The organism is Sporosarcina sp. SAFN-015 (assembly GCF_059415085.1).
In genome coordinates, this window is the sequence record NZ_JBPFDR010000003.1 from 159,133 (window position 1) to 172,204 (window position 13,072).

16 protein-coding genes and 1 riboswitch are annotated in these 13,072 nt (G+C 40.4%); of the genes, 1 reads left to right on the forward strand and 15 read right to left on the reverse strand.

Annotated features, from left to right (window positions below; translation table 11 throughout):
• Positions 1–33 precede the first annotated feature (33 nt).
• The 7 genes from sleB to ACR65H_RS06600 all read right to left on the reverse strand — a co-directional run bounded on the left by sleB (position 34) and on the right by ACR65H_RS06600 (position 6,770).
• Positions 34–804: a spore cortex-lytic enzyme gene (gene sleB / locus ACR65H_RS06570; protein ID WP_440499651.1), complete on the reverse strand. Its 771-nt coding sequence runs from the start codon at positions 802–804 to the stop codon at positions 34–36.
• Positions 805–951: 147 nt separating this feature from the next.
• Positions 952–1,635, reverse strand: coding sequence for a glutamic-type intramembrane protease PrsW (gene prsW / locus ACR65H_RS06575; RefSeq protein WP_440499362.1), 684 nt, complete (start codon positions 1,633–1,635; stop codon positions 952–954).
• 38 nt (positions 1,636–1,673) lie between these two features.
• Positions 1,674–2,657 (reverse strand): YpdA family putative bacillithiol disulfide reductase, encoded by a 984-nt coding sequence (locus ACR65H_RS06580; protein ID WP_440499363.1) that lies wholly within the window; start codon positions 2,655–2,657, stop codon positions 1,674–1,676.
• Positions 2,658–2,691: 34 nt separating this feature from the next.
• Positions 2,692–3,465: a metallophosphoesterase gene (locus ACR65H_RS06585; RefSeq protein ID WP_440499364.1), complete on the reverse strand. Its 774-nt coding sequence runs from the start codon at positions 3,463–3,465 to the stop codon at positions 2,692–2,694.
• Positions 3,466–3,532: 67 nt separating this feature from the next.
• Positions 3,533–4,210 carry a LysM peptidoglycan-binding domain-containing protein gene (locus tag ACR65H_RS06590; RefSeq protein WP_440499365.1) on the reverse strand — a complete coding sequence of 226 codons (678 nt, stop codon included), beginning with the start codon at positions 4,208–4,210 and terminating at the stop codon, positions 3,533–3,535.
• A gap of 80 nt (positions 4,211–4,290) precedes the next feature.
• Positions 4,291–5,730 carry a RecQ family ATP-dependent DNA helicase gene (locus tag ACR65H_RS06595; protein ID WP_440499366.1) on the reverse strand — a complete coding sequence of 480 codons (1,440 nt, stop codon included), beginning with the start codon at positions 5,728–5,730 and terminating at the stop codon, positions 4,291–4,293.
• A complete protein-coding gene (locus tag ACR65H_RS06600; RefSeq protein ID WP_440499367.1) occupies positions 5,727–6,770 on the reverse strand; it encodes a YpbB family protein in 1,044 nt (347 codons plus the stop codon). The genes ACR65H_RS06595 and ACR65H_RS06600 overlap by 4 nt, the downstream gene beginning before the upstream one ends.
• Positions 6,771–6,878: 108 nt before the next feature.
• On the opposite strand from ACR65H_RS06600, the gene ACR65H_RS06605 reads away from it, so the two are divergent.
• Positions 6,879–7,136 (forward strand): ferredoxin, encoded by a 258-nt coding sequence (locus ACR65H_RS06605; RefSeq protein WP_060207861.1) that lies wholly within the window; start codon positions 6,879–6,881, stop codon positions 7,134–7,136.
• A 299-nt stretch (positions 7,137–7,435) separates the two neighbouring features.
• On the opposite strand, the gene ACR65H_RS06610 is transcribed toward ACR65H_RS06605, so the two are convergent.
• The 8 genes from ACR65H_RS06610 to ACR65H_RS06645 form a co-directional block, all read right to left on the reverse strand.
• Entirely contained in the window at positions 7,436–7,792 is a 357-nt protein-coding gene (locus tag ACR65H_RS06610) for a hypothetical protein (RefSeq protein ID WP_440499368.1), read from the reverse strand.
• A gap of 90 nt (positions 7,793–7,882) precedes the next feature.
• Positions 7,883–8,083, reverse strand: coding sequence for a hypothetical protein (locus ACR65H_RS06615; protein ID WP_440499369.1), 201 nt, complete (start codon positions 8,081–8,083; stop codon positions 7,883–7,885).
• A 25-nt stretch (positions 8,084–8,108) separates the two neighbouring features.
• Positions 8,109–8,546: a GNAT family N-acetyltransferase gene (locus ACR65H_RS06620; RefSeq protein ID WP_440499370.1), complete on the reverse strand. Its 438-nt coding sequence runs from the start codon at positions 8,544–8,546 to the stop codon at positions 8,109–8,111.
• Positions 8,547–8,719: 173 nt separating this feature from the next.
• Positions 8,720–8,935, reverse strand: coding sequence for a hypothetical protein (locus ACR65H_RS06625; RefSeq protein WP_440499371.1), 216 nt, complete (start codon positions 8,933–8,935; stop codon positions 8,720–8,722).
• Positions 8,936–8,972: 37 nt separating this feature from the next.
• A complete protein-coding gene (locus tag ACR65H_RS06630; RefSeq protein WP_440499372.1) occupies positions 8,973–10,040 on the reverse strand; it encodes a DUF4085 family protein in 1,068 nt (355 codons plus the stop codon).
• A 211-nt stretch (positions 10,041–10,251) separates the two neighbouring features.
• Positions 10,252–10,833, reverse strand: a complete 582-nt coding sequence (locus tag ACR65H_RS06635; RefSeq protein WP_440499373.1) for an ECF transporter S component — start codon at positions 10,831–10,833, stop codon at positions 10,252–10,254.
• 214 nt (positions 10,834–11,047) lie between these two features.
• Positions 11,048–11,179, reverse strand: a riboswitch (FMN riboswitch).
• Between the two features lie 81 nt (positions 11,180–11,260).
• On the reverse strand, positions 11,261–12,466 hold the full coding sequence (locus ACR65H_RS06640; protein ID WP_440499374.1) for a hypothetical protein: 1,206 nt from the start codon (positions 12,464–12,466) through the stop codon (positions 11,261–11,263).
• The gene (locus tag ACR65H_RS06645) at positions 12,467–12,994 is read right to left on the reverse strand and encodes an RNA polymerase sigma factor SigX (RefSeq protein ID WP_440499375.1); all 528 of its coding nucleotides are present in this window, start codon (positions 12,992–12,994) and stop codon (positions 12,467–12,469) included.
• Positions 12,995–13,072 lie beyond the last annotated feature (78 nt).

A 13,072-nucleotide genomic window follows, 5' to 3' on the forward strand; every position in this document is an offset into this window, starting at 1 on the left:
CAGAGCCATTTTCAATCCACCTTTCACATAACATCAATAGCAGAAGATATGCATGCCGATCTTTTTAATTTGTGGCCTCGACCAAATCCACTTACTCGTCGCAGTGACTGGGTTAAAATAATAAATGGCGTTTTCAGAAGGATCCCAGCCATTCAATGCATCTAGAACCGCTTCCTTCGCCCGTTCATTCGGCTCCAGCCAAATCTGACCATCAGCTACCGCAGTGAAAGCTAAAGGTTGAAAGATGACGCCACTGACCGTGTCTGGAAAATCGGGATGCTCCACCCGATTCAAGATGACGGCCGCAACGGCTACTTGCCCTTCATAAGGTTCTCCCCTCGCTTCCCCATAAACGGCATTTGCCAATAGCTTTAAGTCTTGCTCAGTATATTTGGAAGGTAGATGGACGTTTTCGTTTGCACCTCCCCCTTTCTTCACCTGTGCGGAAAGCGCTGTCCCTCCATAGTGGGTGAACTGATTTCCTTGTTTCAAGTTATCCATAACAAATTTTTCATCGTATGAGGATGCTGCAGTCAGTTTCTTTTTTGTTGTCGAGCCTGCAATACCATCTATCGGCAAACCGTATTTCTCTTGGAAATTACGTAAAGCCCAATAGGTCCCATAACCGAATTTACCGTCGATTTTCCCGTTATAAAATCCGATGTATTGAAGTCTCGCCTGTAGTTCGATAACATCATCCCCTGTTGCCCCTCTAGCAAGATCGCGCGCACTGAATGCATCGATAGTAACCGGGGAAGTTGCATATGCTGTTCCAAGCAATAACACTATAGCCACTAATCGCATTACTAATTTCTTCAATTTCATGCCCTCCTTTCTCTCAGTTTGTCCAAACAAAATCTTTTTATTATCTTGAGGGCATAAAAAAAAATCCAGCTGATTCGCCGGATCTTCATAAAAAAAAATTCTTCTATTATTCTTTTCAAATGCAATTCATTTCATCTCTATTTGGGCCTTGTTCCTGAATTGTTGCATCGCAAATGTATGAGCGCGTTTAACACGAGTCAATCCGAACCACCATAAATAGAACATAAATGGAATTATTAAATAGAGTGATAAGTCACTCACACCTAATATGCCATTGTATATGAAATGGAGAATGAATGGCGCAAAAAAGGCGAAGAACAGCATGCCTTTTCGATTGGAGATCGTAGTAAACTTTGCCCTTCCTAAGTAATACCCCATAACAACTCCGAAAAGCGCATGGCTTGATACGGGTAGAAGAGCCCTTATAAACGCCGTGTCTAAGCCGAAGATGAATAAGTATAGTATATTTTCGACTGTTGCAAATCCGAGAGACACGCTTGCACCATACAGGATGCCATCGTATGCATCTTCGAATTCAACATGCTTGAAAATCGCAATTAATAAGATAAGCCATTTGAAAAATTCTTCAATCCAACTAGTAAAGATTGCATTACGAAAGAAATCATTCGGAATGATGTTTTCCTCTTCAAAGACGTGCTGTATGAACATAATCGGAAAGGTCATCATCGCTCCATAAATGAACGTATGAAATAATGTGCGTGAAGGTTCTTTTGCAATCTGTTTTCGCAAGTAAAAATAGCTGAATAACGCCAAGCCCGGCGCAATCGCTACAGTCAGCAATATGATCAAACCCTCACGCCCCCTTCCGTGCGATGTGATCGCAACCGTTATTTTTGAGAATTGGAAGTCAGTTGAATATGTTTGGCAATCAAATTACCATGCCAGCGCCCGTTCTCTATGAAAATCTCATTGGAGTTATTGCCTGCAGCAATGACACCCGCAATATACAGCCCTTCCACATTCGATTCCATCGTCTCTTCATCAAAGAATGGCCTGCCAGTCTCGTCGTCTATCGCGATGCCCATCCCTTTCAGAAAACTATGGTCAGGGTGATAACCGACCATCGCGAATACATAGTCGTTGTCAATTGTTGTGCAAACTCCATCATTTTCAAATGTTACAGAGTTAGTAGTAATATTTACGACTTGCGAATTGAAATGCATATCGATCTCCCCGCTTCGAACCAAACTGTCAAAGCCAGGAAGAATCCATGGTTTAACACTAGGGGAATATTCGGCACCCCTATAAATAACAGTCACGTACGCACCGGCTTTTGCCAATTCGATGGCAGCATCTACCGCAGAGTTCTTGCCTCCGATGACAACGACTTTCCTACCGAAGTAAGGATGAGCCTCCTTGAAGTAATGGAACACATTCGGCAACGAAGCTCCAGGAACATCTAACGTGTTCGGGTTATCATAGTATCCTGTCGCGACGATAACAAACTTCGCTTTGTAGCTAGCCAGATCCGTTTTCACAGTGAAATGTCCATCCATTTTCTCTACCGTTTCAACTTTTTCAAAACTATTAATCGGAAGCTCCTTCAGCTCCGCCACTTTTCGATAATAGACTAGTGCATCGTTCCTTTTCGGCTTTTCCTTCGCTGTAATGAATGGAATATCCCCGATAGACAACTTGATGCTTGAGCTGAAAAATGTCTGGTGTGTCGGATAACGGTAAATCGAATTGACGATATTTCCTTTTTCAATTATTAATACATCCAAACCTATATTTTTCAATTCAATCGCAGCGGATAGCCCACATGGCCCGCCGCCAATCACAATTGCATCTTTGTAAATCAATTTCATCATTCTCCTTACAATCAAACGCGGCTTGCTTCGTCATTTAATATTTTATCGTAATGACATGGCTTTCCGGAGCCGCCCCCAAACGTAGCGGGACTATAGATGTGCCATATCCATTACTTATTAGTTTCGCCTTTCCATCGGCTTCTGTAAACTGACCTAATGGATGCATAGCAATATTGCCGAGTCTAATTTGCCCCCCGTGCATATGACCTGCAACCATCAATTCAGGTGTACAAATTCTCTCCACTTTCCGGAATAGGGATGGCGTGTGGGTCGCGACAATTAAGTAAGAATAATTTTCAGCGTCTTGCAGAGCCGCCTCAACGTCGACATTGCCGCTCGAAGGATCATCTGTCCCACAAATCCCCCATAGCGGGTGACTCTCAATTTTTGCATTTGAATTATCCAGTATCGTACCGCCGTGCTTTTTAATAATATCTCGAATTACATTTTCACCGACTTCACGATCATTGTTTCCCCAAATGAAATATAACGGAGCAATCTCTGAAAGTCTTTCTACATTACGGTCAATCGTCGAAAGCGGAACCCCACCTTCCGCAAGATCTCCGCCTATTATTACAATATCAACTACTCCATGTAATTGAATTTTTTTCAACAGTTGTCTATCGATCCGTCGTCTGTGAATATCCGAAATAAAAAAAACGGACAACTCCTTGCCTTCCCCGCTTTTTTTTCGAACAGAAAAAGAGTGGTGGATGACATTTTTACGGTTTGCATAAAAGAACATATATGCAAGTATACTTACGAATATCCCAAAAACACTCGCTAAACTCGTTAACACAATTTTCATTTCGCACCTGCCATAAGAAAAAGGCAAAGAACCGACTTTGCCTTTTCTTTCATTTCTTTGGAGTCATTCACGGGATAATTAGCTTTTGCCCTGCCATTATATCATTGGATGAAAGTCCATTCGCTTTTTTAATCTTATCGATACCTGCATCGGAACCGTAATAGTTCACGGAAATTCGATAAAGTGTTTCATTCGCTGCTACAATATGCGTTCTACTCGTATTTGTCTCTGTCTTGTTTTCGGATTTTGGTTTTTCTTCCGCTTTTGGGTTCTCCGTAACTTTCGGTGTTTCTTTTTTCTCAACGGTAGGCGGAGTAACAGTTACAGGCTTTTTATTGGAATCAGCTGTCGACTCTTCCGCAGTTGCTTTGTCAGTATCCCCTTCGGACTGGCGCTCATCCTCTTTTTCTTCTTCAGAATCCGCTACAATCGAGCTGGGTTTCTCACTATTCCCAGAAGATGTATTCATACCATACTCTACAGAATATTCCGGGTTATCGACCTTTGCGGATCCGCTATCTGATCCAAAGTAAAAGTTATAAATGACATAGACAAAAATTAAAATCGGAATGAATGTAAAAATGCCTAGGATTACATTGATTGTCGTATGACTGGAAGCAGTCTTCTGCTTGCGGCGTTTTCCATGCCGTTCTGCTCGCGATGGCAAAATCGCCTCTTCATCGCGATCAAGCTCAATCTCTCTTCGATGCTCTTCGAATTCAACTTTGTAATCATTATTTTTCATCGACATATTCTCCTATTCAGTGGTGCTCTTCTTTATATTATGACGAATATTGTCGTAAAAGTAAACGGGAATCAGACCTGTTATCCAAGTAGAATCGTAATTCTTTCATCCCAGCTAACTCTCTCCTTACTACTCTTCCTAATTACTTTTTCCGTAAGCCAACCAACTGGACTGAGCCCGCAATTCGAACAGCATTCGTCAGGTTTACTCCGACATATTTCCCCAAAATACAATAGAACAGCTTGCCGGATGCATTCTCCACATTTGACTATATGGGTCATTTGCTGAAGTTGTACGTTCTTTTCATTTGAAAGCCCCTCAAATCGTAACAGTATTTCATCCAGTGAATATCGCTCCGTATAATAATCAATTACCCGTTTTCCCGTCTCTGTCAAACTAGCTAACTCGGCTGCTTTCTCAGAAGTGTGTCCTTCATCCATCAACTTGTAGTAATGACGGATTTCGTTTTCACTAGGCATGTCTGATTGAATGATGAAACTTGTCGTATGCTCGTCAGTCGGCATATATAGCAACGTTGCTGCAGCCGGACGGCCATCCCTTCCCGCTCTACCGATTTCTTGCATATATGCGGCAACTGTGGGGGGAAGGTGGTCATGGATCACTTGTCGGATATCGTCTTTATGGACCCCCATTCCAAATGCATTCGTTGCACATATCCATTCAAGAGTGCCATTGAGAAACTGATCTTGAATGATGGCTCGGTCATCTTGGTCCTTCCCAGCATGATAGGATTGTACAGCTACACCTTCCAACTGGAGTTCGAAAGCCAATTCATCTGCACGTTTTCTCGAGGACGCGTAAATGATTCCAGGTCCTGCCGTTTGCATTACCCTATCTTTGATCCAAGCAGTTTTTTCAGCAATTGAATACACTTCGTGAATTGAATAGGAAATGTTCGGACGGTCCAATGAATGACGTACTACATAGGGCTTCTCCATTCGAAGATATTGCTGAATATCGTTCAACACCTTTTCATCTGCCGTAGCAGTCAAAGCTAATATTGGAGGACGGCCCATTTCGTTCAAGAAGTCTCCAATGCGTAAATAATCCGGACGAAAATCGAAACCCCATTGGGAAATACAGTGTGCTTCGTCGACAACAACTAACGAAATTTGTAATCGGTTTAATTGTCGTCCAAATGATTCTTGGGAAAGCATCTCAGGAGAAATAAAGATAAATTTATAGTGATGAAGCTGGGCGACGATTCTTTGCCGTTCAGGGTAATGAAGGAAAGAATTCAATGCGATTACACGTTTTTCGCCACTTTGCCGCATCCGCATCGTCTGGTCTTCCATTAATGAGACGAGCGGAGAGATGATGAGGACAGCGCCTTCCATAAGAGTCCCTGGCAACTGATAACAAAGAGATTTACCCATCCCTGTAGGCAAAATGGCAATCGTGTCCTTTTTGGTCAAAACGTGACGAATCACTTCTTCTTGTCCCGGGCGGAAGTTTTCATATCCAAATCGCTCTTGTAAAATCTCCTTCAAATCCATCATTCATCCACCCTCCCTTCGTTACTAGCTGCCAAAATGAGACGGATTTTAAAATAGGAAAGTGTTTCAAATTCATTTTTCAAAAGTTTTAGTCGCTTCGTCCCCATTTCAGCCGATTTCGAAACTACCGCGCGGATTTGTTCCTCTGCAACGAAATGTGTTAGTGGGAAATTCTTATCATCCATTGCTATTTCGATAATATGGTCTTCAATCGTGCTCATTTTCAATTTTCGTATGGTCGCGATGCTTTCCATGGAATACCCTTGTTCAAATAACCGTTTCGTTTGCAAAGCGGAATCAGTCAAATACGTATGCACTTTGATATCGTAGGCAATTTGTTTAAGATACGGAAAATCATCCGATTGTTCAAGTGCACGTAAAAGTCTATGTAAGCTTTCGATGAATAGCAGACGAAGCGTATCGGTCGGCTCATCTAGGTCGATCGACAATTGCTCCCACGTCTTCGCAGTTTCTAATCTTCCAGTTAACCGGCAAGCGAATATATATTTTTGTATATTTGTCATTCCGCTAATCTTAAGAGCTTTTTTTAATTCATAACCTATGTATTTAGCAAAACTAGGATCTGTAACCGGTTGTCTATCTAAGAGTCTCTTAACGAAAAGCTGGATTTCCCGATCTTTTTGAATCGGTATGAATGACGTGTCCCTTTCACGCATATAAGATAGGGTTTGGACGAGCAATGAAAGTCTGCTGAAAAAGATCATTTCCCGTCCTCTATAATCCCATCCGCTGAAGTGGAATTCGGGAATCCCTTTTAATGCCTTTTCCCCCGCCTCAGTGATACGAATAAACTTTTCAACTTGGACAATGAATCCCATGTCCTTTAATTCATCTGCAACTTCCAAATAGGTTGCTTCGTCTAATTTTGGCAAGATGCCAAATAAATGTTTGACGTTGAAATAGTCAACATCTTGCAAAGTTTGCCCGGATTTCTTTCCACGAAGCAAATGGAGTCCAGCATTCAAAGTCCGTTGTCCATTCATTTTGCTTATGATAAATAGTAGAATTATTGACAAATTCATGACATGCCCCCCTGAAAAGTATGTTTTTTTGTTGAAAACAAATGAAAACAGCTTTAGAATGATAAGGGAACTAATCAGATAGTGCGGAGAAAAGAGGAGAGAACGTCAATGACTTGCAAAAAATACACCATCGTTGACCAGGACACATGTATTGCATGTGGAGCTTGCGGCGCTGCTGCACCTGACATCTACGATTATGACGATGAGGGGATTGCCTACGTTATTCTTGATGATAACACGGGCGTTACAGAAGTTCCAGAAGAACTATTGGAAGATATGGAAGACGCATTTGACGGCTGCCCGACTGATTCGATCAAAGTCGCGGACGCACCGTTCGATGGCGATCCATTAAAATATGAAGACTAAATAAGCAAAAGCCGAGGGCGCTCGCTCAGATGCGACATGCATAAGACGCACATGCGAAACGGCGCAATTTGCCTTGCAGCAGGGCTGGCTTATGACCTGAGCAAATGGAACTGCGAAGGGTTCGATTTGCCGTATTTCTGCGTTTTTGGCAAAAATTAAGGCACCCTAATAGCGCCTGAAGCTGGACGTAAAGCAATCAAAGAGGCTGCCGGAGATATGTAATCCGGATAGCCTCTTTTTGTTGTATACCCAGTCTATCAATCGTTGCTTTCGTTACAGGTGGACACTTTTCGCCGATTTTATCCCTTTGCTACATGTATAAACAATGTCAGTTCGATAAAGTATTCGTAGTAATAGAAAACAGTCAAACAAAAACTTAAAACCATAAACAAGACTAAACCTAGAATGATTGGTGAAAAACGAAATCGGAACAATTTAACTCCTCCTGCATCCTGCCCCGTCATTCCTCTTACACTTGCGTTATATACGTTTTGGTTTTGATTATTAAAATATAGAAACAACCATGGTATAGCAAATAGTAATAAACTCCCTATGAAAAGAAACTCCATAAGATTCCATTTGATCAATATGGATATAGCCCACAACAATCCCATTTCTATTAACATGGTTAGGATTACTATTACTGGCTTTTTCATTTGAATTCCCCCAAAGTATATCTTTGTCTCTTTCTTTTTAAGTAAGTTGCTATGGAGTAAAAATTGAGTCTTAATTCAATGACATATTTATTAAGGGCCAATGAAATAGGCAAAGATAGGAAGAGAAAGTATGACAAATATGCTTTGGAAAAAAGTGAAAACAACATCTTTCTTCCAACTACTATTTTTAGGATAACGATACGCAACCCTTTGAAAAAAAAGCAAAGCTATCCACCAACACAACAAAGCAACAACTACTGAATTGAAATCACCATAAAAATCAGTGAACATTATTGCTCCCTCCTACCACTTGATCTCAAATTAACTTTTTTGAAAATCCTGTACTTTTCCCTACATAGCCATTGCTAGAGTAAAAATGATGTGCCGCGTGACGCTCTTCTCGATTGCCACTATTTAAAGTTATAGCTACTGCACCTTGTTGAATTGCCCATTCTTCACATGCTTTTAATAGCTTTGTTCCAATCCCTTGCTGACGTTGTTTGGAACTTACAACAAACGCAATAATACGCACATATATACCTGTAAACTCAAATGCAAGTGCCTTACATACCCCCGCAAAACCTATAACATGATTGTTTTGAACAGCTACTAACGCTTCATAATCTAGATGATTTTGAAGTAACCCGAACCGCTTCGTTAATTCTTCGAGATTTGTAGGATAACCTAATTCACCCATCAATCCGACTACATCCATGAGATCTGTTTGTTGGATTGGTCTAATTTCTATTGTCATTACTTTCACCTTCCACCCTAAACAGCAAAGCTACCACACCAAAAGGCGCACCTACTTATTCAATAAGAACTCCGTTAATAGAAAAAGCATATTGCGTATTTGGAAACGATTTGAAATTACTAATTTTATGCTTCATTTGTGCCAGTACCAATCCGATTATTGAAAATAAACAATTAGACAACAAAATGCTCTTTCTTTTGTTTCCTTTTATGCAGATAAAGCCATATAAAAAAGATCGTCAATGGAATGGCAGGAATTAGTGCAGGGATTTCTCTCGGTAGTGCAGTAAACTGTGTGAGACATATTTGTACAATGACAGTCGGTATCATAAGAAGCAACCACATTCTCACTACCTTGTTTTTAAAACTTAATTCAAATCGATCGCTCATCAGTCACACCTCTTTGTTTTATTTAACATCTCTCTTCTTATTTCATAAGCCATTTCAGTTTTACATCATCCTCTAAACAACCAAGTTGATTAAAATGACTTGCTAGAATGTCAAAATACATATCTTCATCTGGACTTACATTCGCTTTACGAAGCGCCATATTAACGATATATGCTACATCTTCTCCTAGTGCAAAAATCGTATTGAAGGCACGTACTCGAATATTTTGGTCAGGATCAAACATAGCAACTATCAATTCATCAGTCGGAATCGGCTCACTCAAATGTGCATAAGGATCTTCGTAAGTTGCGCAGTAAATTCGCTCTCTTGCCTCATTAAAATTTTCTCCTACGAAAATCTCTCCAGCGAAAATACCATTCTTCGTTTGTGAGAGACTACCCAAATCAATCTCTATAAAGCGCATGTCTTTTATAATATAATATTTGTCGTCTTGATTGAGCGCAGAAACGTAATCATCCCACGTAACAATTTCTCCCGGTTCAATATAAACAGCAGGACGGTATAAGTAATTTGCTGTGACTTCTTTGAAATAAATCGTCCATTCGCTATAAGAACTTCCAAAGCTAGACAAAACTCGTAATCCAAATCTATCTTCAATTTTTATTAGCTCGTCATATACATAGTAGCCTTCAAGCTCGCCCTCAGTTTGTGCACCATGAAACACTAACTGCACAATTGACTCAACTGAAAAGCCGCCTCTCATATCTAATAGAAGCGTAAATTCAGTTCCTTGTTCCTCAGCATTAATAATCTCACCGTCATGAAATGACTGAGAAAAAACGGTTTGTGCAGATGGATGAAAGCGTTCTACTATTGAATCACGCGTTTCATAAATCGCATTGCTCTTAGTTATGAACTGTTCAATAATCTCTTTACACCATTCTTTAAATTCATGCATTGACGTATCATTTCGAAATAATGTTCGTTCTATAATTTGAGATTGAAAATTTTGTGGAAAGACATCTATGTAGTGCACTAAATTTTCATATAAATATTTTTCAAATTCACCATCGATCTCTTCCTCAAACGGATATGTATGTGCTGCCTCAAAAACTTCCTGTCGTTCACGTGATAAGAAAAACATTGTTTTGCTCCCTTTAAGTTGTCTAACTCTCGTAATATAATTTAGTATCTGTCCTTTTCACCTGTTAAAAGTATTCGAATTTGTACAACAAGTATAACACTTTATAATCGATAATATTAGTAATATCTGCAAGTTATAAGGAGATTCAAGAAGTATAAAAAAAGAGTATGTGAACAATTATCTGTTCACATACCCATGAAATCTATAGTTATTACATCGTCAACTGACGGTTTTGTTGGTCGATCCATTTGCTCATGCTCTTATACAGCAGCAACGAAATAACCATCAGCATAATGCCTTTTATTAAATTGAAAGGAAGAATCCCTAGTACGATAACATTGAACATTGCCTCTCCTGTATAAGCAGGCATATTCAAAAAGTACGTGTACATTGGCAAGAACACAAAATAATTCAATGCGCTCATTCCGACAGCCATAATAACCGTTCCGGTAATTAAGCCAGCTGTCAGGCCTTTTGTATTTTGAACCTTCTTAAAGATGAAGTAGATTGGCATAATGAAAAGGACGCCAGTTACAAAGTTTGCAAGCTCGCCTACCGGTACACCTGTAGGGCTTCCCGATAAAAACCAATGCAATACATTTTTAAGCAATTCAACTGCGATACCTGCCACAGGACCCATCGTCATGATCGCCAATACAGCTGGAATTTCACTGAAATCGACTTTCAGGAATGCTGGCAATGCAGGCAGCGGGAAATTCAATTGCATCAATACCGTTGAAATGCTTCCCAGGATTGCGATGAGAATCATCCTGCGTAATTTCTTATTGTTCATTTTGTTCCTCTCTCCTTTTGCGATTCACTTCAAAAGAGGAAAGGTCTAACCGCTTTTTGTTGTCCAAAACAAAATCCCTAAAGCAACTGAGCTTTAGGGAGAGTTTTAAAAGGCAACATTAAATAGAGGTTTGCAATAAAGGTGAATTCCCTTTACACATTCCCATACTTAAATAAGCACCCTTTTTGTAGACAACACAAAAAGACGGCTGCACCTTCACCTTCTCCCATCCAGACTATACTGTCGGCTCCGGAATCTCACCGGAATCAGCTGTTACGCTCGCGGGCTAGGAAGTTGAACTTCCATTTCCGCCGGTCGGGAATTACACCCTGCCCCGAAGATGAATCAATATTATATTACAACTCTATTGTATCCAGAAAAAAGCGTTTTGTAAACTCTTCTGTTTACAAAACGCTTGCCTACCTAATTATGGAGTGAACCATGTTGGATTGCCGCCGATTGGCATTGGCAATGTCTTTGTCAGATCATACTTGCCAAAGCTATCTTCGGTTACATTCTCGAGACGGACTTGCTTGTCATAACCTTTTGCCGTAAGCATGAATCCTTCTATCATCTGATTCATAATATTTTGATCAAAAGCAGTGACATCCAATTGCTCTTTGAACGTAATAACAGCTATTTCATCATCCATGTGTACTTCATAGTCTATATTATCGGGAATTAGTGATTGTACAATATCCCCATTGACTTCTTTCATTTCGAGGAGTCCTTCCGCTACTGTATTAACAGTGCCAGCTGGCTCATATGGAGCTAAATAGACTTTACCGGAAGGCATTGTATATCGATAATAAGGAAACGGATTATTCAAGTCGACAGCATTGGATTTACCAATACTCTCAAAAGAAGTCGGATTGCCTTTTTCATCGACGAGCTGCAGCTTTTCAAATTCAAGAAAAGTTTCTTTCATTGAATTGAAATAAAAATCTACTATAGCAGATGACAGATCATACGAATGCTCGGCAGGGATTTGATGATGAAGTATACCATTTTCCTCATATACCTTGCCTTTATACGGATGATAGTCGTCGAAACCAAGTTCCTCTTCCGGAAATTCAGCTGCATATTTATTATACAGCTCGATGCTTGACGGACTTCCATCAGGAAAATCAGAACGGATCTGCGAATCAGGAATCAAGAATGTGATAGGAACAACATTTGCAGATTCCACTAATCCAATTTGAAAAGGAGTAAAATCAAAAAACTCGTCTGCAAGTACGACATGGCTTTCAACATTTGCTGATGACAGCGCTGCTGACTCCGTTGCATCAGAAGCATTAAAGGGATCTGCAGATTCCACCGCTGCTTCATTTTCAGTTGAGGAGTCTATCGCCCGTTCGGCTTTAAATGCACGAGGAGCACCCGAATCCTCCATTGCCCCATCATTCTTGTTACTGTTAAGCATGGAAGGGATAATAAAACTAAAGAGAAGCAATGCAGCTGCTGCCACGATGACAGGCATCCATTTCTTTGGATTCATTCGGCGCGTTTTTTTCATGCGCTCATCTTGTTTAAGCCGCTCCAAAATTTGTTCTTTTGAACGGTTATCTTCAATTTTCGGCATGGAATGAAGAAGGTTTTCCAGTTTGTCGTCATCCCATTGATTGTTTGTCATTCATCTTCCCTCCTCTGCCGAAAGAGCATTCAATTTCTTTTGCAATGCTTTAATTGCTCGATGCTGTGTCGTTTTCACTTTTCCTTCGGTCCAACCAAGAGTGTCTGCCGTTTCTGCTATAGAGAGCTCTTGGAAATAACGCAAAACGATCACCATCTTTTGGTCGCCTGTGCACGTATCTAATATTCGAAGCAACTGTCTCATCTCTTCATTTAACGATGCAATTTCTTCGGGAGTATTTCCTGTAGAAGGCAACTCACTTTGCTCCCAGTCGAACTTATCGAATTGATGTTTTTGCCGTACATTCTTCTTTCTGAAGTGGTCAATGGCGACATTTTTCGCGATGGAAAAGAGCCATGTCTTTTCAGAGCTCTTCCCTTCAAAACCAGCATAGGCTTTCAGCACTCTGACATACACTTCATGCATAAGATCTTCGGATGAATGTCGATCTCCTGTTATATAGATGAGGAAATTGAAAACATCCTGATGATATTGCTCGTATAGCCTGTGGAAAACGGAGTCATCCACAAAATCCCCCCGTTCAATACATTAGTCGTAATTCAAGATGAAAAGTTTCATCCCCGTTTACTTTTCCTGCTGACGTTT

Excerpts from the sequence above, each read along its gene's own strand:
- sleB (WP_440499651.1), bottom strand. The coding sequence starts at position 804 with ATGCGATTAGTGGCTATAGTGTTATTGCTTGGAACAGCATATGCAACT.
- ACR65H_RS06580 (WP_440499363.1), bottom strand. The coding sequence starts at position 2,657 with ATGATGAAATTGATTTACAAAGATGCAATTGTGATTGGCGGCGGGCCA.
- ACR65H_RS06585 (WP_440499364.1), bottom strand. The coding sequence starts at position 3,465 with ATGAAAATTGTGTTAACGAGTTTAGCGAGTGTTTTTGGGATATTCGTA.
- ACR65H_RS06590 (WP_440499365.1), bottom strand. The coding sequence starts at position 4,210 with ATGAAAAATAATGATTACAAAGTTGAATTCGAAGAGCATCGAAGAGAG.
- ACR65H_RS06595 (WP_440499366.1), bottom strand. The coding sequence starts at position 5,730 with ATGATGGATTTGAAGGAGATTTTACAAGAGCGATTTGGATATGAAAAC.
- ACR65H_RS06600 (WP_440499367.1), bottom strand. The coding sequence starts at position 6,770 with ATGAATTTGTCAATAATTCTACTATTTATCATAAGCAAAATGAATGGA.
- ACR65H_RS06605 (WP_060207861.1), top strand. The coding sequence starts at position 6,879 with ATGACTTGCAAAAAATACACCATCGTTGACCAGGACACATGTATTGCA.
- ACR65H_RS06610 (WP_440499368.1), bottom strand. The coding sequence starts at position 7,792 with ATGAAAAAGCCAGTAATAGTAATCCTAACCATGTTAATAGAAATGGGA.
- ACR65H_RS06615 (WP_440499369.1), bottom strand. The coding sequence starts at position 8,083 with ATGTTCACTGATTTTTATGGTGATTTCAATTCAGTAGTTGTTGCTTTG.
- ACR65H_RS06620 (WP_440499370.1), bottom strand. The coding sequence starts at position 8,546 with ATGACAATAGAAATTAGACCAATCCAACAAACAGATCTCATGGATGTA.
- ACR65H_RS06625 (WP_440499371.1), bottom strand. The coding sequence starts at position 8,935 with ATGAGCGATCGATTTGAATTAAGTTTTAAAAACAAGGTAGTGAGAATG.
- ACR65H_RS06630 (WP_440499372.1), bottom strand. The coding sequence starts at position 10,040 with ATGTTTTTCTTATCACGTGAACGACAGGAAGTTTTTGAGGCAGCACAT.
- ACR65H_RS06635 (WP_440499373.1), bottom strand. The coding sequence starts at position 10,833 with ATGAACAATAAGAAATTACGCAGGATGATTCTCATCGCAATCCTGGGA.
- ACR65H_RS06640 (WP_440499374.1), bottom strand. The coding sequence starts at position 12,466 with ATGACAAACAATCAATGGGATGACGACAAACTGGAAAACCTTCTTCAT.